The sequence below is a fragment of the Chitinophaga sp. RCC_12 genome (assembly GCF_041360695.1).
Lineage (GTDB): Bacteria > Bacteroidota > Bacteroidia > Chitinophagales > Chitinophagaceae > Chitinophaga.
This window is the reverse complement of record NZ_JBFUPS010000003.1, coordinates 819,943-839,003: the sequence shown is the minus strand read 5'-3', so window position 1 is coordinate 839,003 and position 19,061 is coordinate 819,943. Positions and strand designations below refer to the sequence as shown.

The window sequence follows — 19,061 nt, the reverse complement described above, 5'->3', positions numbered from 1 at the left end:
GTTGTTTTAAATTACGCTTTACCCCACCCATCGGCATTTGAGCAGGTTTCGATGCCATGCCTGGTATACCGTTCAAATTCTTCTCCAAATAATTCCTGGTATACCATATACCCGATAAACCCTACAATTTCCGCTTCTGCATCGCAGGTGGCTTTTGAAGGATTTTCGTCGATCATTTCATAGTACGTTTTCCCCATTCCTACAATAAAACACCTGCAATAAAGGAAACCGTCATCTGATCCATCGGTATATGCATGGATATCTTCCCGGTCGATCTGAAATAATTTTTCCTCCATGATGTGATTAAACCCTGTCAGCTCTTCCTTATCCAGCTGGAGCAGGATATCCCGGATATTATTGGTGATAACGCCGTATACTTCCCCGGTCAGGTCTTCGATCAATACCGCATCATTGGTTTTCAATGCTGTATTGCGCATATCCCGTAATGCCGGGGATGCAGCCCACGCTTCTTCAATAATCTGCCAGAATTTAAATTCATTCATAAGAGTAGAAATTAATGATCATTAAGAATTAGCTGTAAGATATACATAGGAAACGCAGTGTAAATGCGTAGTAAAAACAGCGGTCAGTGATCCGGTATCCCTTGAAAATACGCAATAATTTCCTTTCTTTTCTACCCGTCTGCTAAAACCTCCCTCCTGTATAAATTATTTTATTATTAATTCCCTGTCCCCTAAATTTACCGGGTTATTGTTTTTGTGAGGGTACAAAACTTCCAGCTTTGCCAGACATTTCCCTGAATGATGAACGTGATTTGCTGCAGAAAGTTGCCATGGGTGACGGGGATGCGTATACCATCCTGTTCACACATTACAGCGGACAGGTGTATGATGTGGCCATGCTTTACCTGAGAGACAGCAGCCTGGCCAGGGAAATTGTACAGGAAGTTTTTATGAAGGTATGGCTGAAAAAAGCCGATATGTCCCACATAAAACAATTTAAAGATTACCTGTTTATCCTTACCCGCAACCATATTTACGACGGTTTCAAAAAGCAGCTGGTAAGGCTGAAAGCCTACGATTTTCATCTCAAAAACCAGCCGGAAGCACAGAACGATACCGATCACCTGTTGCTGCAGCGGGAATACGACGCCATCCTGGATAAAGCCGTGTCCGGTCTGCCTCCGGAGCGGAAAAAGGTGTACCTCGCCCGTAAACAGGGCTGGAGCAACGAGGAAATCTCCCAACAGCTCAATATATCTGTACATACCGTTAAAAAGCAAATGAGCCTTGCTATGCACGCTGTACGGGCTTTTGTAAAGTCCAGGCTGCAAAATGACATCGTTCCCTTCCTCCTGTTTTTGATCCTCTTCCGCAAATAACATCTTCCCCGAAAAAAAATTTTATCCCGGATACTCCTTTTTTACCGGTTGATCGTCTTTACCCCATATCACCCTTCCAAAATCGCTGATAATGTCCATAACGGAAGTACAGTTATTGCTTGAAAAATATAAGAATGGCCGGATCAGCCAGGAAGAACTGCTGCGCCTGAAAGCGATGGTAGCCGTAAACGACTACGAGCCGGAAATCAAAGCAGATATCCTGTCGGCCCTGTACAACAGCGGGGCGCCGCAAAGCGGCCTGTCAGCGGAAGATGGTGAAGCCATTTTACAAAACATCCTGCAAACAACGCCTCCCCGCGCTGCCGGCAATACCCGCAGCATGATCTGGTATGCCGCCGCAGCAACCTTGCTGGGAGCCACGCTGGTCACAGGCGCACTCTATATGAACCGGCAGCAGCAGCCCGTTATAGTGGCTGCTCCGAAAGCCAATCCCCTGGCGCCCGGCACCAACACCGCCGTACTGGTACTGGCGGATGGTAAAACCATTCCGCTGGACAGTGCCAACACCGGCGCACTGGCCAAACAGGGCAACAGCAGCATCGTAAATTCAGCGCAGGGCCTTGCCTATAAAACAGAAGGCGCCACCACAGCAGTGGTGTATAACACCGTAGTAACTCCCCGCGGCGGGCAATACCAGCTGACCCTGGCTGACGGCACTAAAGTATGGCTGAACGCTGCCAGCAGCATTCGCTTTCCTACTGCATTCAGCGGGAAAGAACGGCTGGTGGAAATTTCCGGGGAAGGCTATTTCCAGGTAGCCGCCAATGCGCAGCAACCATTCCGGGTGAAAGTAAAAGGCAATCCTGATATGGAAGTAAATGTGCTGGGCACCAGCTTCAATATCATGGCCTATACCGATGAGAAAAATATTACCACTACCCTGGAAAGCGGCGCTGTTCAACTGGTACATGGCAACATCCGGAGCGTACTGCAACCCGGCTACGGCGGCAGCCTGAATACCGGCGATGCCGCATTCACCATCGAAAAAGCAGACCTGGAACAGGCACTGGCCTGGAAAGAAGGCAAATTCAGGTTCCGTAATACCAGCATACAAACCATCATGCGCCAGATCGCCAGATGGTATAATATAGAGGTTACCTATGAGGGTGATCTGTCGGATATACGCTTAACAGGGATCATTTCCCGGAGGGAAAATGCAGCTTCTTTATTAAAGATTCTGTCAACAACAAAACGGGTTCACTTTGATATTAATGACAACCGGGTCGTGGTAGCACCATACGATCCTGAGCAATAGACGCTATTTGTCCACTTATGAATTGATCATTTTTAAATTTTATTTAGGTTATGAAGACGTAAATAATTCCACCGCCGGTTGTAAAAAAAACCGGAAGCAGTGCAATGCTCCCGGCTATAGAAGGCAACCCAACTCCCTGAATCATTTAGAAAATTGAATTATTAAGCCAACAACACAAAAGTATGGAACTACTTGGTACCTGCAAAGTCCCCGGGAAAGGAGGACGTATGCAAAGAAAATTACTGTTGATTATGCGATTAACTGCAATACTGACACTGGTATTCACCCTTAATCTGAGCGCCAAAACCTTCTCTCAGTCTGTTACCATCAAAGGGAAACGTCTTCCCCTTTATGATGTTTTCAACAGCATCAGCCGCCAGACAGGTTATGAATTCATTTATGATGAGAAGCTGCTGGAGAAAGCGCCGCCGGTAAATCTGAATATGAACCAGGCCTCCCTCACAGAGGTGCTGAACGCCTGTTTGAATAACAAACTGTTTAACTACAACATTGTAGATAAAACGATTGTAATCAGCCCGAATGCCAAAGCAATGGTACCTGCCGCCGCGGTGATAGCTGCCATCGACATACAGGGCAAGGTGACCGACACCAAGGGTCTGCCGCTTGTAGGCGCATCTATCCAGGTAAAAGGCACCAGCAAAGGCACCATTACCAACGCCCAGGGTACCTTTACCCTAGCCGCCAACCCCGGCGATATACTGATCATCAGCATCATCGGATATGAAAGCAAACAGGTAACCGTGGGGAATGATGCCAACATCCAGGTAACGCTGGCTGTACAGGACAGCCAGTTAGGCGCCGTAGTGGTAACAGCCCTCGGTATCAAAAGATCCGAGAAATCCATTACCTATTCCACCCAGCAACTGGATGGACTGGAACTTACCAAAGCGAAAGATGCGAATCTCGTAAATACGCTGAACGGTAAAGTGGCAGGTTTAACTATTTCATCCAGCGCTTCCGGTGTAGGCGGTTCTGCCAAAGTAATCCTGCGCGGCAGCAAATCAGGATTGGGTAGCAACCAGGCATTGTATGTAATTGACGGTGTGCCAATGAACAACACCATCACGAACCAGCCGGGAAGTATTTATGGTGGCAGCTCCTCCTATGATGGCGGCGACCCCATCTCCAACCTCAACCCGGAAGACATTGAAAGTATTTCCGTACTGAAAGGCGCATCCGCAGCCGCTCTTTACGGCAGTCAGGGCGCCAACGGCGTGATCATTGTTACTACCAAAAGTGGTAAAGTGGGTCGCACTACTATCAATATATCATCCGGATTCAATGTTAGCCAGGCTGCCTATAAGCCAAAGTTCCAGAACAACTATGGCCAGTCGGCCGACCCTACCACCAAAAGCTGGGGCAGCAAGATCAACGGCGCAACCGACAATGTATCCGACTTCCTTCAAACAGGACGCAACTTCACCAACGCCATCAGCCTGGCCGGTGGTTCTGAAAAAGCGCAAACTTATTTTTCTTATGCCAATACCTCCGCAAGAGGTTTAGAGGCAGGTAATAAACTTGGTCGTCATAACCTGAGCTTCAAAGAAACCGGTCACTTTCTGAATGATAAACTCACCGCTTCTGCAGATGTGAATTACATGACCCAGAAAATTGACAACACGCCCTTGTCCGGGTTTTACTTCAACCCGCTCACCGGTTTATATCTCTTCCCGCGTGGAGTGGATATCAGCCCTTACCGGGACCAGTATGAAATTCCTGATCCTTCCCGGAATAACCTCATGGTGCAGAACTGGCCTTTTTCAGAAGATGTGCAGCAGAATCCCTGGTGGATCCTCAACCGCAACACTAATTCGCTTTCACGCAACAGGATACTCGCCAATGCCAGCCTGAAATATGACATCAACTCCTGGTTGAATGTACAGGGAAGAGGAAGTATTGACCGTATGAATGATGTGTATGAGCAAAAGATATACGCCGGCACCCAAACCACGCTGGCTTCTAAAAACGGTGGTTATAACTACACCAACAATACTACTACGCAACAATACGGAGACCTGATCGCCAACTTTAATATCCCGGCAAATGATTTTCATTTTACAGGTCTCGTTGGCGGTAGTATCCGTGACGTTAAAACAAATGGTATCTATTTCGCAGCTGGTCAGGAAGGTTTATATCTCCCGAATATATTCACCATCCAGAACATGAAAACGATCAACTCAGCGAACTCCGGTAGCTCACAGGAGAAACACAGCCAGTGGCAATCTGTTTTCGGAAGTGTGAATATTTCTTACAAAGACTGGGCATACATGGATCTGACGGCAAGGAATGACTGGGCCTCCAACCTGGCATTTACCAACCAGTTATCTTACTTCTATCCATCAGTGGGATTGAATGTAATCCTCACCCAACTGCTTAAAATGCCAGAGGCTATTACCTATGGTAAGATCCGTGGTTCTTATGCTATTGTAGGCAATTCTCCGCTGGCTTACCAGAGTAATACACCGGATAACCTGATCAATACCGGCGGTAACGTAAAAGTGAATACCACAGCTCCATTCAGGGATCTGAAACCGGAAAAAACAAAGTCATTGGAACTGGGTACAGAATGGCGCTTTTTCGACAGCCGGTTGAGCGTGGATCTCACTTACTATAAAACCAATACCACTAACCAGACCATGGAAATTGCCGCACCTAATGCAACCTTGTATAACACCTACTTTATTAATGCAGGTGATATCCAGAACCAGGGTGTAGAAGCCATGATACGGTATGATGTGTTGCGCGACACAAAACTGAAGTGGAATACCGCTTTAAACTATGCAGTAAATGACAACAGGATCATTTCCCTGTCGCCGTTTGTAGACCGTTTCAGCCTGACCGGCGACGGCACCGGCGCCAACTACGCTTCACAATTTAAAGTAGGCGGTTCGTTTGGCGATATTTACGGCACGGTGTTAAACCGTGATGCACAGGGACGTGTGATCATTACCAATGGCGCTCCTTCCCTCGCAGGCGGCCAGATGCAATATCTTGGTAATGCCAATACCAAATGGCAATTAGGCTGGAACAATAATTTTGCCTACAACAACTTTACTTTATCCTTCCTGATAGATGGTAAATTCGGCGGACAGGTAATGTCTGTAACCCAGGCAATGATGGACGGATACGGCGTTTCAGCCACTTCCGGCCAGGCAAGGGATGCCGGTGGCGTAAAAGTAAACGGGGTAGATGCCAATGGCAACCCGGTTACCTCTGTGGATGCAGAGAAATGGTACAATGTGGTAGGCGGCAGAACAGGCGCTTCCGGAGAATATATGTACAGCGCTACTACTGTAAGACTGAGAGAAGCATCGCTGGGATATACCATCCCGTTGAAAAGCAATGCAGTGAAGGCACTGAAGGTATCTGCCAACGGCCGTAACCTGTTTTACTTCTCCAAGAAAGCTCCATTCGATCCTGAGCAAACCATGTCTACCTCCAATGGCCTGAGTGGTGTGGATGTATTTATGTTACCTGCTTCCCGCAGCTATGGCGTTACTGTAAATGCCACTTTCTAATCATTTACCGCAAAACTGAAAACGATGAAACTGTATAATAAAATGAAGCGTTACAGATCTGGTTTACTGGTGGCCACTGCAGCCCTGGTAACCGGGATGAGTGCATGTACCAAAAACTTTGAACGTTATAATACCGACAATACCGGCGTAACGGATGGTCAGCTCGGACCCGATTTTAATTCACTGGGGCTGTACCTGAAATCCGCGCAGATGTCGATCCTGAACTTTTCCGGCGGCGGGGACCCCAACTCTTACCAGGTACAACAGAACCTCAATGCCGACTGTTTTTCCGGTTACTTTATGACACCCAATCCATTCAGCAGCTCCAATAATACCAATTACGGCCTGGTGCCGGGCTGGAACGGGGAAGCGTATAAAGTGGGTTATCTCAATGTGATGTCGCCGGTAGTGAAACTGAGGGCAAGCGGCATAGATAAAAACTTCCCGGCAGTATGGGCAGTGGCGCAGATAATACAGGTAACCGCCATGAGCCGTGTAACGGATATTTACGGTCCTATTCCGTATAGCCGTGTAGGTGAGGGCCTGTCATCTGTTCCATACGACAGCCAGCAGGATGTATACAAGCGTTTTTTTGCACAGCTGGACACCGCAACAGAAAGTTTACGCGCCCAGGTTAACAGCGGCACGCAGCTGCCTTTCGACTTTTCCAATTTTGATGTTGTTTACAACGGTAATTTCGCGCAGTGGCTGCGTTTCGCCAACTCCCTGCGGTTACGCCTGGCCATGCACATCGTAAAAGCTGATCCCGCCAGCGCAAAAACGGAAGCAGAGAAAGCGCTGAACCCTGCCAGCGGCGGCATCATCACCGATAATGCCGATAACATGACCGTGAAAGTAACCGGTGACTTTACCAACCCACTTGTTTTCATTGCGAAAAACTGGGCAGACATCCGCATCGGCGCTTCTTTGCAGTGCTACCTTACCGGTTTTAAAGACCCACGGGTTTCAAGGTACATGGACAAAGCCACTGATCCTGCCACCGGGCTTAAAGGCGTATACAAAGGCATCCGTATCGGTAGCCTGGTAGATAAACCGAAGTACCAGACCTATTCTTCCTTAAATACAGAAGATGGCGCTTCTCCTGCATTTACCCTGAAAACGCCAATGCAGGTAATGACCGCCGCTGAAGTGTATTTCCTGCGCGCAGAAGCAGCTGTAAGAGGCTGGAGCAATGCAGGCGGTAGTGCGCAACAATTGTATGAACAAGGGGTTACTACGTCTATGGCACAGTGGCAGGTAAGCGCTCCCGGCTATCTTGCCAATGATTCAAGTCATGCCGATGCTTACACAGACCCAAAAAATGCAGCGAATAATATCGGCAGTCCATCTACCATTACTATTAAATGGAATGAGGGCGATGATGTGGCTAAGAAAATGGAACGCATCATTACACAAAAATGGTTGGCCATGTTCCCCGAAGGACAGGAAGCCTGGACAGAATTCCGCCGTACCGGCTATCCTAAATTGTTCCCGGTAGTGAACAACAATAGCGGTAACACCATCCCAACGAATGTGCAGATCCGCAGACTGCCATTCCCGCAAAATGAATATAACACCAATCCCGCTGCAGTAGCAGCTGCTGTGCAGCTGTTGAGCACACCGGCAGATAACGGCGGTACCCGTCTCTGGTGGGATGTACAATAATAAAAGCTTTTAAAGAGATGGCTGGCAAATGGCCAGCCATCTCTTCTATCAATACTTTAAAGTTAACCTGAGCATACGTTTGTTATAAGAGCCACCAGACCGGAAAACCCGTAACCAAAATTTGAACCCAGATTTCCTGATTATTTAAACATTCATTCCATTATGAAAAAACAATTTCACCCGTTACGGCTATTGGCCGTAGGAATGGCGTGCGCCACCCTCTCTTTCACTGCCTGTAAAAAAGAAAGCAACAACAGCACGTCAACCGATCCCGGCAAAAGCGCTACCGGCGCTCATGTAGAAACCGTTACCAAAGCGGGAGGCATGTCCGTTTGTTATGTAGAAGTAAACAGCAACAGTTTACTCAATACCGGTAAATACACCTTAACCACCGGCGGGCAACAGCTGTTTGATATTGCCATCATTTTTGCCGCCAATATCAACTACAACACCAGCACCCAGAAAGCCGTGCTGTACAACAATCCCAACGTATCCAACGTGCTGGCAAATAAGGCTACGCAAATTGTACCCCTGCAAAATAAAGGGATGAAAGTATTGCTGTCTATTCTCGGCAATCACCAGGGGGCAGGCTTCTGTAACTTCACCAGCAGGACCGCTGCACGTGCCTTTGCCCAACAGCTCAGCGATACCGTTACTTACTACGGACTGGATGGAATTGATTTTGACGATGAGTATGCCGACTACGGCAACAACGGTACCACGCAACCAAACGACAGCTCCTTTGTGATGCTGGTAGATGAACTGCGTAAGCTGATGCCCACAAAAATCATCTCCTTCTACTATTATGGCCCGGCAGCATCCAGGTTATCATGGGGTGGAAAAAAAGTGGGCGACTTTGTTAACTACAGCTGGAATGCTATCTATGGCTCTTACTCGGTGCCTAATGTTGCCGGCCTTACAAAGGCACAGTTAGGCCCTGCGGCGGTAGACATTCAGAGTACCAGCCAGAGCACTGCCAATTCACTGGCCACGCAAACGAAGAACAACGGTTATGGTATTTATCTCTGGTATAACCTTACCAGCACCGATAAACATGTGTACTTCTCCGGTGTATCCAGTATCCTGTACGGCAGTAATGTTACCTACACGCCTTAATAAAAAGAAAGGAGTCGTTTTTATAAACGACTCCTTTCTTTTTATTCCATACTTTTCTATTTAATACTGTCTTCCCTTGCCGATAAACGGAACCAGTCCTTTGCGTAAGGCTTTAGCAGGGCGGTAGCCGCTGTGGGCCCCCAGGTGCCGGCCTTATACAAATGCAGTTCTTTCGCCGGGTATTTTTTCCAGGTATCCAGGATGGGCATCACTACTTTCCAGGCGGCTTCCACCTGGTCTGCACGCATGAACAAGGTAGGGTTACCATCCAGCACATCCAGCAACAATGCTTCGTATGCTTCGGGAATTGTTTCTGTATAAGATTCCTGGTAAGTGAAATCCATCTCCACCGGTTTTAATTTCATCTTCAAACCAGGCACTTTACTTTCAAACAACAAACTTATTTCCAGCTCCGGCTGGATACTGATGATCAGCCTGTTGGGCGTGATATCGTCTTTAAAAATTTTATGGGGAGAATCTTTAAACTGCACCACAATTACAGACGACTGCACCGGCATAGACTTTCCCGTGCGTAAAAAGAAAGGCACACCTTTCCACCGGTCGTTGTCAATAAATAATCTTGCAGCCACGAAAGTTTCCGTATTGGAAGAGGACAGCACATGTTCTTCCTTACGGTAGGGCAAACGTGGCACGCCATGTACATTACCGGCTGTATACTGGCCACGGATAACGTTTTTCAGCACCTGCGCCGGTGTATACGGCCTGATGTCTTTCAGTACTTTTACTTTCGCATCGCGGATCAGTTCGGACTGGTAAAACTCCGGTGAATCCATCGCAACAATACACAACAGCTGCAGCAGGTGATTCTGCACCATATCACGCAGGGCGCCGCTACCCTCATAGTAGCCGCCGCGTTTTCCCACGCCTACTTCTTCTGCCACGCTGATCTGCACGTGATCAATATATTTTTTATTCCATAGCGGTTCAAATACATAGTTGGCAAAGCGGAACGCCATAATGTTCTGCACGGCTTCCTTACCGAGGTAGTGATCAATACGGTAGATCTGTTTTTCCGCAAAACGTTTTGTCAGGAAGCGGTTGAGTTTTTTAGCCGTATCGAGGTCAGTGCCGAAAGGTTTTTCTACTACGATCCGGTCCAGGCCATCGCGATTGCAAATGGTGTGTTTGTATAAGCCTTCTGCAATGATTTCGATAAAGCGCGGCGCCACTGCAAAGTAAAAGATGCGGGAACCGTTTTGTTTCTGTTTCTTTCCAAACGCATCCAGCTTATCTTTCAGACCGGTATAGGTTTCTGTTTTCAGGAAATCGCCCTGGAGGTAAGAGATGTTTTTAGCAAATCCTTCCCATTCTTTCGGATCTGCTTTGCCGTTGCGGCTAAACTCATTAATCCCTGCCAGCAGGTCGAGTTTAAACGCAGTTTCATCTTCGGGCAGAAAATCCACGCAGTAGATGGTGAATACAGGTGGAAGGTGTTTATCGGTGTACAGATTATAAAGCGCAGGAATCAGTTTTCTTTTAGTCAGATCCCCTTTGGCGCCGAAGATGGTAATGGCGGCGGGGAGTGTTTTTCCAGTTTTCATCTAAGCATCGGTTTATTCCCCTGTAATTTAAGCATCATTCCTGTAATCTTTTCATCCATTTTTGGATGCCGGTGGATTCAAAGATTACCGGCTGCGGGCCAGTATGGCGGCGCAAACGGCCAGGATACACGTCATTGGCGTGAAGATCAGCTGCTCCCATTTATTGGTGGAGATGAGGTTACCCAGGGTGTTTACAAAAAATAAAAGACACATCAGCCACAGTACCAGGCTCAAAACCTTGCCATTGGCGGGCAGCTTCAATAGCTTCCTTTTCCCCAGCACCACCAGCAGGAAAAATACATTCACCAGAACAGAGATGGCCTCTAACCGGTACATTTCCATTGGTGACCTCAGTCTTCCTCCCCATACAAGGGAATAAGGTAAAACTTTCGCTATGATCAGCAGGTGAAAAAGAATAAGCAGGGAGAAAATAGTGATCATCACTATCCCCGCTATTTTTGGCATACGGATACTCATAAAGCGATTAACTTGTGTCAAAGGTAAGAATAGCGGCGTTAAACGGGCGGGAAAGAATTTAAACCGTTACAGCATTGACTTTCTATCCTTTTAGTATTAATATTGTAACTGGTTCAACCATACACCCAAACAACTCCATTACTTTTCCGCTTTCCTTTCCGGCTCCGTGTCATCGTCTTTTGTGCTATCCGGGTAAGCTTTTAACACCGTTATTCAAAAAAATGAACAACGCATTGTCTATGCAGAAAAAGTTACTTACCGCCGCCCTGCTGATGGGTATTACCACACCGGTCGCAGCGCAGATAAAGAGAGACAGCAGTAAAGTATTTACACTCGGGGAAGTGGTGGCATATGCCCACCAGGAAGATTCTGCCAGCACCATTTCTATGGAACAGATCCGGCAGTTCCACCGGCTCAATGTATCGGCAGCCCTTAATCTCCTGCCAGGCATTAGCCAGTCGAACGTAGGCCCGCGGAATGAATCCATGATTTATCTCAGGGGCTTTGACCTGCGGCAAACACCCGTTTTTATGGACGGCGTGCCCGTATACGTACCTTATGACGGGTATGTAGATCTGGCCAGGTTCACTACTTTCCATCTCTCTAAAATAGTAGTGGAAAAAGGAGGCGCCTCTGTATTGTATGGTCCAAACACCATGGGCGGCGTAATTAACCTCCTCTCCTCCAGACCGGTACACGCCCTTGAAATCAATGCCTCCGCCGGATGGCTTAACGGCGGGCACGAGGAAGCGATTAACGTTGGCAGCCGGATGAAGAAGTTCTATCTGCAGGCGGACCTGTCGCGGTACCAGCGGGATTATTATAACCTCGCGGATGGTTTTACCGCTACCAAAACAGAAAACGGCGGCAAAAGGGACAACTCGTATAACAACGACTGGCGATACGGTGTAAAGCTGGGCTTTACCCCTAATGAAAAAAATGAACTGGCCATCGGCTTCTCCCACCAGGAGGGGACCAAAGGAACACCGGTATATACGGGAACGGATACACTGAACTCATTATATAAAAGTCCCCGCTTCTGGCAGTGGCCCAAATGGAACAAGGAAAGTATCTATTTTCTCTCCAACAGCACCCTGGGCGCAAAAAGCAATCTGAAAACCCGTTTGTATTTCGACCGGTTCACCAACGTGCTGAAAAGCTTTGACGATGCTACCTACACGACGCAGAAAAAACCTTATGCCTTCACCAGCTATTATAATGACTATTCCTTTGGCGGGAACCTGGAATATGGCTATACCCTATCGGCCGCCAACAGTTTAAGAAGCGCGGTACATTTTAAACAGGATGTACACCGGGAACATAATGAGGGTGAACCGGAAAGAAAGGTAGCCGACAATACTTTCTCTGCCGGTATCACCGATCGTCACACGTTCGATGAGCATTGGGTGCTGGAAGGCGGCGCCGCATTGAACTACCGCCAAAGCGTGGAAGCACAGAATTATAACAGTCAGACAAAAACCATTACAGATTTCCCGGCCAACAACAGCCATGCGCTGAATGCACAGGCCAAACTGGCGTATACCTTTACTGCCGGCCGCGCGCTTTCTTTTTCCATAGACCGTATGACGCGCTTTGCCACCATCAAAGACCGCTACTCCTATAGATTAGGAACGGCCATCCCCAACCCGGATCTGAAGCCGGAGAATACCCTCAATTTCGGTTTGCAATACAACGATACCCGGCTCCGGAACATCAGCCTGGATGGAAGTATTTTCTATAACCGTATCCGGGATGTTATCCAGAACGTTAACAATGTAAATTATGACACCACCAGGAAGCAGTGGCTCTCGCAATCCCAGAATAAAGGCCGTGCAGCGTATTACGGCGCCGAAGCCGCTATTACCTGGCATATCACCACCACTTTTACCGCCGGTGCGAATTACACTTTTATTAAACGCAAAAACCTGGATAACCCGCAACTGCATTTCACTGATGTGCCTGAACACAAAGCCGCGGGGTGGCTCCAATACAATATTTCACGCTTCAACTTTTTGTTGAACGGCGAGTATAATACAAGTCGCTACAGTACCAGTTATGGTACTAAGGCCCCCGCATTTTTCCTGTTGAATGCCAGTGCCGCGATAAATGTAGTCAACTGGTTAAAAGTACAGGGGGGTGTGAATAACGGATTTGATAAAAACTATATGCTTACAGAAGGTTATCCTGAGCAGGGCCGGAATTACTTTGTAAAGGTGTTATTCAATTATTCCTATTTTTAGTAAGATGAAAAAAAGAGGGTGGATGATATTGTTAGGGCTGATGGCGCTTACTTTCGTAAGTGGCAGGATACCGTTTACGGGCAAGCCGTATCCGCTGAAATACCCTGCCAGCTTTGGTAACAGGACCAATATTCCCCCTGGCAATCCGCTTACAAAAGAAGGTGTTTACCTGGGCCGGCGGCTGTTTTACGAAAAGATGTTGTCGGCCAACAATAAAATTTCCTGTGGCACCTGTCATATGCAACGGCTGGCTTTCACGGATGGTAAGGCTTTCAGCACCGGTATCGGTGGTGTGCCTACCGACCGTAATGCCATGTCGCTCGCCAACCTCCTCTGGGTGAAAAATTTCTTTTGGGATGGACGGGCGTCCAGCCTGGAGCAGCAAGCCCTCACACCACTTACCGCTCCACACGAAATGGGACAGCTACCGGCAATCAGCGCCGAAAAATTACGCCGGTCGAAGTTATATCCCGGACTTTTCCGTGCGGCCTTTGGTACCAACACCATCAGCGGCGAGGAAATTGTGAAGGCGCTGGCGCAGTTTGAAAGAACGCTGATATCAGCCGGCTCGCCATACGACCGCTACCTGGACGGACAATACCAGCCCGATAGTGCCGCCCTCCGGGGGATGCAATTATTTATGACTGCTCCTGCACCGGAACGGAAAGTACGTGGCGCCAATTGCGGACATTGCCACGGCGGTCCCAAACTATATATAGAACTGTTTCATAACAACGGGCTGGATAGCATTCCGCGTGATGCCGGCCGTGAAAAACAAACCGGCATTGCTGCCGACAAAGGCCGGTTCAGGGTACCCACGCTCCGCAATATTGCGCTTACGGCGCCTTATATGCACGACGGACGATTCGGTACCCTTGAAGAGGTACTGGATCATTACAGCGATCATATCCGTAACAGCCCATCGCTGAGTCCTGTGCTGAGAAATAACTCCAATGAAGCGGGAGGCGTCTCGCTGCGGCTCAGCAAACAGGAACAGAAAGACATTATTGCCTTTTTACAGTTACTCACCGATTCTTCCTTTATCACTAATCCGGCATTCTCCAATCCTTTTAATTAAAGATCACTATGCAATACAAACTCACCACCTGTTTACTCATCACCCTTTTCAGTGCCGCTACCGCTTTTAGCCAAACTATTTCCGTTGAAGGCGAAGTAACCCACCCGTTGAAACTCAGTGCGGCCGATATAGGCAAAATGCCTAAAAAGGAAATCACTGCCGCAGACCGGGATGGGAAACCCCACCGCTACTCCGGTGTACCGGTAACGGCTATCTTACAGCAGGCAGGCGTAACGCTGGGCGCCCAGCTGAAGGGGGAAAATATGTCGAAATACCTGCTCGTGAAATCGGGCGACGGATACGAGGTATTGTTTTCACTCGCGGAGCTGGATAGTGCTTTCACCGACCGTGTAATCATACTGGCCGACCAGGTAGATGGGCAACCGCTGCCCGATGGCAAAGGACCTTTCAGGATAATAGTTCCGGGCGAAAAGAAGCCGGCACGCTGGATATGGGAGGTAACTACCATGGCCGTACGATTTGCCAAAGACTAAACATTTTATTTACGCTTGCTTAAGCCGGCAGTTCTGGTGGCGAGGAATTGCCGGAAGGCGGCATCTAATTCATGAAATAACTTTATTGCCTGTTCGCCTTCAGGTGTAAGCAGGGCGCCGCCGCCATTTTTCCCGCCCCTTTCAAATATCACCAGTGGTTTGTCGGTTCGCTTATTCATCTGGTCTACAAAATCCCAGGCTTGCCGGTAGGAGATTTTCATTTCCGTAGCTGCCTTTCTCAATGATCCAAGCTCGCTGATCTTCTGCAACAGCTCAATTCTCCCGTAACCGAGAAAAGGCCCCTCGGCTGTTTCAATCCATATACGTCCGTTTGCCATCAGTTTCATGTGGTAAAGATATCCGGCCCATTTAACTTTTTACATGGACTCTCTAGTAAAATAATATTTTAATTTATATTATATTACACATACACGCAATAGAGATCTTTCAAATGACACAAAACAAGGGCTTAAAGAAAACACTGACTCCCTTTATGTTGTGGGGACTTGGAGTAGGATACGTTATTTCAGGGATGTATTTTGGTTGGAATCTTGGCCTTGAAAAAGGCGGTACAGGAGGTATGGCCATTGCCACACTTGTGATCATGGTGATGTATGTAACGTTTACTTTCAGCTATGCTGAACTGGCCTGCGCCATCCCCAAAGCAGGAGGAGTTTTTGACTACGCAAACAGGGCAATGGGAAAGAATATCGGCTTTATTGCCGGTATAGCCCAGGTCATTGAATTTATCCTGGCGCCGCCTGCTATTGCATTCGCCATCGGCGCTTATTTCAACGCTTTTTTTCCGCAGGTACCCATCCTCACCAGCGCCATTGCCATTTATTTTGTGTTCACCGGGCTGAATGTTTATGGTGTAAAGGCCGCTGCTTCCTTTGAGGTAATCGTTACCGTTTTTGCTGTGGGAGAACTGTTACTCTTCGCCGGTTTGTCGTTGCCGAAATTCCAGGCGGTCCATCTTACCAACAACGCACTTCCCAATGGATGGGGCGGCGCTTTTGCCGCCATCCCTTTTGCCATCTGGTTTTTCCTCGGTATCGAAGGCATTGCCAATGTAGCCGAAGAAACCAAAAACCCGCAGCGCGATATCAGCAAAGGTTTTGGATGGGCCATCCTCACGCTGGCCATTCTCTGTGTCCTTATATTTATTTCCGCCACCGGCATTGCCGGATGGGAGGCCATTGTATATAAGAACGGGATCAGCGGGGAAACCTCCGATTCTCCCCTCCCGCTGGCGCTGGCAAAAATTACCGGGAGCAGTCACCTGATGTATCACCTGCTGATCACCGTAGGATTATTCGGGCTGGTGGCCTCCTTTCACGGACTTATCCTCGCCGCGGGGCGCTCTACTTACGAGATGGGCAGGGTACACAACCTTCCTGCTGCCCTCGGTAAAATTTCACCACGGTTCCATACGCCCGCCAACGCGCTTCTTGGCAACATGGTGATCGGGATACTGGCACTGCTTTCGGGCAAAACTTCCGAAATCATTATCGTATCCGTTTTCGGCGCGCTCACCTTATATATCATTTCCATGGTGTCTATTATTATTTTGAGAAGACAGGAGCCTGATCTGCCACGGCCTTTCCGGGTAGCCTTCTATCCTGCCTTCCCGGTAATTGCACTGGTGATCGCCAGCATTTCCATTGTTGCGATGTTTTTCTTCAACCTGCAACTTGGACTGATCTATTTCTCCCTGCTGGCCGTTTCCTTTTTGTTGTACAAAATTTTTAAACCTGCTCACACATGACAACTTCCGAAATATTAACGTACGTAAAAAACCATCCGTCGGGTAAGGTAAAAGTAGCGGTAGCGGACATCGACGGTGTACTGAGAGGGAAATATATTGCAGCAGAAAAGTTTGCATCTGTAACAGAGAGCAGGCTGGGATTCTGCGATGTTACCTTTGGCTGGGACATGAGCGATGTGGTGTACGACAACGTGAAATATACCGGCTGGCATACCGGTTATCCTGATGCACAGGTAAAAATTGACCTGGGCACTTTCCGGAAAATTCCCTGGGAAAACGATGTACCTTTTTTCCTTGGGGATTTTGTACAGGCAGACAATACACCGGTGTACACCTGTCCGCGGCAGCTCCTGAAAAGAGTACTGGCAGATGCCGAAAACAGTGGCTTCCTGCCGTATTTTTCACAGGAATTTGAATGGTTTAACTTTACAGAAACGCCTGATACCGTTCACCAGAAACAGTTCCGCGACCTTACGCCTTTATCGCCCGGTATGTTTGGATATTCTATCCTGCGCAGCGCGTTAAAGAATGAGTACATGAGCAGCCTGTTTGAACAACTGGTAAAATTTGATATCCCGGTAGAAGGATTACATACGGAAACAGGGCCCGGCGTTTATGAAGCAGCTATTAAGTATGGCAGGGTTTTACAGGCGGCCGACCAGGCCATACTGTTTAAAACCGCGGTAAAAGAGATCGCGTACAAACATGGCGTAATGGCCACTTTCATGGCTAAGATCCATGAAAGCCTGCCGGGCTGCAGCGGCCATGTGCACCAGAGCCTCTGGGATGCGGGCAGTCAACAGAATTTATTTTACGACGAAGACGACGAACATAAAATGAGTGCCATCATGAAAAGTTACATTGCCGGGCAACTGCACTGTTTACCTTTCATATTACCCATGATAGCGCCTACCATCAACAGCTATAAACGGCTGGTAGAAGGCGCCTGGGCTCCTACCACGCTCACCTGGGGCATAGATAACAGAACGGTGGCGTTGCGGGCTTTGCCGGGCGATAAAAAGGCCACCCGCCTGGAAACGAGGGTAGTTGGCTCGGATACCAACCCCTACCTCGCACTGGCCGCGTGCCTGGCCGCCGGGTTGTATGGCGTGAAAAATAAAATGGTGCTTGAAAAAAAATTGACCACCGGCAATGGGTACAAAGACACCTCGAATGGTGTATTACCACAGAACCTTCATGTGGCTACCCAACAAATGAAGGAATCGGCCCTTGCAAAGGAACTGTTTGGTGAACCTTTTGTGGAACATTTTACGTTAACCAGGGAATGGGAGTGGCGGCAATATGCCAAAGCAGTGACCGATTGGGAACTTAAAAGATATTTCGAAATCATCTAAGCATCAGCATATGGCATTTCAGTATAATTTTCCTACTACTATCCGTTTCGGCGCAGGCGTTATCAGCGAGTTGCCGGCCTATTTACAGAAAAACGGATTATCACGGCCCATGATCGTTACCGATCCAACAATAGCTGGATTATCATTTTTTAAATCGATCGTGAGCGACCTGCAGGCACATCACATCTCCGTGGAAGTATTCAGTGATATCCACAAAAACCCGGTGAAGAGCGATGTGTATAAGGGCACGGATCTCTGGGATCATACACAACGCGACAGCATCATCGGTATTGGCGGGGGCGCCGCGCTGGATGTGGCACGCGCCATTGTGCTGCGGGTTAACCACCGGGAAGACCTGTTTAAATACGACGACCTGATAGGCGGCGATATTTATGTGACCAATGACGTACCTCATTTTATTACCGTACCTACCACCGCCGGCACCGGCAGCGAAGTGGGCAGAAGCGCCATCATTGCCGACGACGACACCCATCAGAAGAAAATACTGTTCTCACCCAAACTGATGGCGAAGATTGTATTTGCGGACCCGGCCCTTACCATGGACCTCCCACCGTTTATCACCGCCGCCACCGGAATGGATGCATTGACCCACAACATGGAAGCATTCCTGGCAAAGAATCCACATCCCTTGTGTGATGGCATTGCCCTGGAAGGTATCTATCTCATTAAAAACTCACTGGAAAAAGCTACCAATAAGCCTGACATAGAAAGCAGGAGCAACATGCTCATGGCTTCCATGATGGGCGCTATCGCTTTTCAGAAAGGACTGGGCGTGGTGCATTCCCTTGCACATCCCCTCTCCTCCCTGCTGGACACGCATCACGGTCTCGCTAATGCCGTAAATATTCCTTATGGTATGCAATTCAATATTGCGGGCTTTGAAGAGAAGTTCCGCCGCATCGCCAGAACACTGGAGTTAAAAGAAGAAACCGGCGAAGCAGTGGTACAATATCTTTTCGATCTTAATGCAAAAATAAATATCCCGCATCACCTCCGCGATATCGGTGTTACCAACGCACATGTGGAAACACTGGCAGACCTGGCACTCGCCGATTTCGCCCATCCCAATAACCCAAAACCGGTTACCCGGGAAGATTTCAAACAGTTGTACCTAAACGCGCTTTAGAT

The 19,061-nt window shown here is 48.2% G+C and carries 15 protein-coding genes; 11 read left to right on the top strand and 4 right to left on the bottom strand.

The genetic code is table 11. The features are described from left to right. Positions 1–11: 11 nt before the first annotated feature. Positions 12–503: a DUF4240 domain-containing protein gene (locus AB6805_RS13085; protein WP_370909864.1), complete on the bottom strand. Its 492-nt coding sequence runs from the start codon at positions 501–503 to the stop codon at positions 12–14. A gap of 239 nt (positions 504–742) precedes the next feature. On the opposite strand from AB6805_RS13085, the gene AB6805_RS13080 reads away from it, so the two are divergent. The 5 genes from AB6805_RS13080 to AB6805_RS13060 all read left to right on the top strand — a co-directional run bounded on the left by AB6805_RS13080 (position 743) and on the right by AB6805_RS13060 (position 8,938). Beyond that, on the top strand, positions 743–1,342 hold the full coding sequence (locus AB6805_RS13080; protein ID WP_370909863.1) for an RNA polymerase sigma factor: 600 nt from the start codon (positions 743–745) through the stop codon (positions 1,340–1,342). 91 nt (positions 1,343–1,433) lie between these two features. Further along, a complete protein-coding gene (locus AB6805_RS13075) occupies positions 1,434–2,618 on the top strand; it encodes a FecR family protein (RefSeq protein ID WP_370909862.1) in 1,185 nt (394 codons plus the stop codon). A 251-nt stretch (positions 2,619–2,869) separates the two neighbouring features. After that, positions 2,870–6,157 carry a SusC/RagA family TonB-linked outer membrane protein gene (locus tag AB6805_RS13070; RefSeq protein WP_370909861.1) on the top strand — a complete coding sequence of 1,096 codons (3,288 nt, stop codon included), beginning with the start codon at positions 2,870–2,872 and terminating at the stop codon, positions 6,155–6,157. A gap of 24 nt (positions 6,158–6,181) precedes the next feature. Next, complete coding sequence (locus tag AB6805_RS13065) at positions 6,182–7,822, top strand: RagB/SusD family nutrient uptake outer membrane protein (RefSeq protein WP_370909860.1); 1,641 nt, start codon at positions 6,182–6,184, stop codon at positions 7,820–7,822. 162 nt (positions 7,823–7,984) lie between these two features. Then, on the top strand, positions 7,985–8,938 hold the full coding sequence (locus AB6805_RS13060) for an endo-beta-N-acetylglucosaminidase H (protein WP_370909859.1): 954 nt from the start codon (positions 7,985–7,987) through the stop codon (positions 8,936–8,938). Between the two features lie 56 nt (positions 8,939–8,994). On the opposite strand, the gene zwf is transcribed toward AB6805_RS13060, so the two are convergent. Both zwf and AB6805_RS13050 read right to left on the bottom strand, forming a co-directional pair. Continuing rightward, complete coding sequence (gene zwf / locus AB6805_RS13055) at positions 8,995–10,500, bottom strand: glucose-6-phosphate dehydrogenase (RefSeq protein WP_370909858.1); 1,506 nt, start codon at positions 10,498–10,500, stop codon at positions 8,995–8,997. 84 nt (positions 10,501–10,584) lie between these two features. Beyond that, positions 10,585–10,977, bottom strand: a complete 393-nt coding sequence (locus AB6805_RS13050) for a hypothetical protein (RefSeq protein WP_370909857.1) — start codon at positions 10,975–10,977, stop codon at positions 10,585–10,587. A gap of 239 nt (positions 10,978–11,216) precedes the next feature. Between AB6805_RS13050 and AB6805_RS13045 the strand changes: the two genes are divergently transcribed. The 3 genes from AB6805_RS13045 to AB6805_RS13035 are packed head-to-tail and all read left to right on the top strand — an operon-like array spanning position 11,217 to position 14,789. Continuing rightward, positions 11,217–13,217, top strand: coding sequence for a TonB-dependent receptor plug domain-containing protein (locus AB6805_RS13045; protein ID WP_370909856.1), 2,001 nt, complete (start codon positions 11,217–11,219; stop codon positions 13,215–13,217). A 4-nt stretch (positions 13,218–13,221) separates the two neighbouring features. Then, positions 13,222–14,295, top strand: a complete 1,074-nt coding sequence (locus AB6805_RS13040; RefSeq protein ID WP_370909855.1) for a cytochrome-c peroxidase — start codon at positions 13,222–13,224, stop codon at positions 14,293–14,295. Positions 14,296–14,303: 8 nt separating this feature from the next. Then, positions 14,304–14,789, top strand: a complete 486-nt coding sequence (locus AB6805_RS13035) for a molybdopterin-dependent oxidoreductase (RefSeq protein ID WP_370909854.1) — start codon at positions 14,304–14,306, stop codon at positions 14,787–14,789. Positions 14,790–14,794: 5 nt separating this feature from the next. Here the strand turns inward: AB6805_RS13035 and AB6805_RS13030 are convergent, their stop codons facing one another. Next, positions 14,795–15,136 (bottom strand): winged helix-turn-helix domain-containing protein, encoded by a 342-nt coding sequence (locus AB6805_RS13030; protein ID WP_370909853.1) that lies wholly within the window; start codon positions 15,134–15,136, stop codon positions 14,795–14,797. A 104-nt stretch (positions 15,137–15,240) separates the two neighbouring features. Here AB6805_RS13030 and eat point away from each other — a divergent pair, with 104 nt between their 5' ends. Genes eat through AB6805_RS13015 form a run of 3 tightly spaced genes read left to right on the top strand, consistent with a single transcriptional unit; the run spans position 15,241 to position 19,059 of the window. Next, positions 15,241–16,557, top strand: coding sequence for an ethanolamine permease (eat, locus tag AB6805_RS13025; protein WP_370909852.1), 1,317 nt, complete (start codon positions 15,241–15,243; stop codon positions 16,555–16,557). Further along, positions 16,554–17,912 (top strand): glutamine synthetase family protein, encoded by a 1,359-nt coding sequence (locus AB6805_RS13020; protein WP_370909851.1) that lies wholly within the window; start codon positions 16,554–16,556, stop codon positions 17,910–17,912. The genes eat and AB6805_RS13020 overlap by 4 nt, the downstream gene beginning before the upstream one ends. A 10-nt stretch (positions 17,913–17,922) precedes the next feature. Continuing rightward, a complete protein-coding gene (locus tag AB6805_RS13015; protein WP_370909850.1) occupies positions 17,923–19,059 on the top strand; it encodes an iron-containing alcohol dehydrogenase in 1,137 nt (378 codons plus the stop codon). Positions 19,060–19,061: the final 2 nt, after the last annotated feature.

Coding starts and splice junctions, on each gene's coding strand:
- AB6805_RS13085 (WP_370909864.1), bottom strand. CDS start 503: ATGAATGAATTTAAATTCTGGCAGATTATTGAAGAAGCGTGGGCTGCA.
- AB6805_RS13075 (WP_370909862.1), top strand. CDS start 1,434: ATGTCCATAACGGAAGTACAGTTATTGCTTGAAAAATATAAGAATGGC.
- AB6805_RS13070 (WP_370909861.1), top strand. CDS start 2,870: ATGCGATTAACTGCAATACTGACACTGGTATTCACCCTTAATCTGAGC.
- AB6805_RS13065 (WP_370909860.1), top strand. CDS start 6,182: ATGAAACTGTATAATAAAATGAAGCGTTACAGATCTGGTTTACTGGTG.
- AB6805_RS13060 (WP_370909859.1), top strand. CDS start 7,985: ATGAAAAAACAATTTCACCCGTTACGGCTATTGGCCGTAGGAATGGCG.
- zwf (WP_370909858.1), bottom strand. CDS start 10,500: ATGAAAACTGGAAAAACACTCCCCGCCGCCATTACCATCTTCGGCGCC.
- AB6805_RS13050 (WP_370909857.1), bottom strand. CDS start 10,977: ATGAGTATCCGTATGCCAAAAATAGCGGGGATAGTGATGATCACTATT.
- AB6805_RS13045 (WP_370909856.1), top strand. CDS start 11,217: ATGCAGAAAAAGTTACTTACCGCCGCCCTGCTGATGGGTATTACCACA.
- AB6805_RS13040 (WP_370909855.1), top strand. CDS start 13,222: ATGAAAAAAAGAGGGTGGATGATATTGTTAGGGCTGATGGCGCTTACT.
- AB6805_RS13035 (WP_370909854.1), top strand. CDS start 14,304: ATGCAATACAAACTCACCACCTGTTTACTCATCACCCTTTTCAGTGCC.
- AB6805_RS13030 (WP_370909853.1), bottom strand. CDS start 15,136: ATGAAACTGATGGCAAACGGACGTATATGGATTGAAACAGCCGAGGGG.
- eat (WP_370909852.1), top strand. CDS start 15,241: ATGACACAAAACAAGGGCTTAAAGAAAACACTGACTCCCTTTATGTTG.
- AB6805_RS13020 (WP_370909851.1), top strand. CDS start 16,554: ATGACAACTTCCGAAATATTAACGTACGTAAAAAACCATCCGTCGGGT.
- AB6805_RS13015 (WP_370909850.1), top strand. CDS start 17,923: ATGGCATTTCAGTATAATTTTCCTACTACTATCCGTTTCGGCGCAGGC.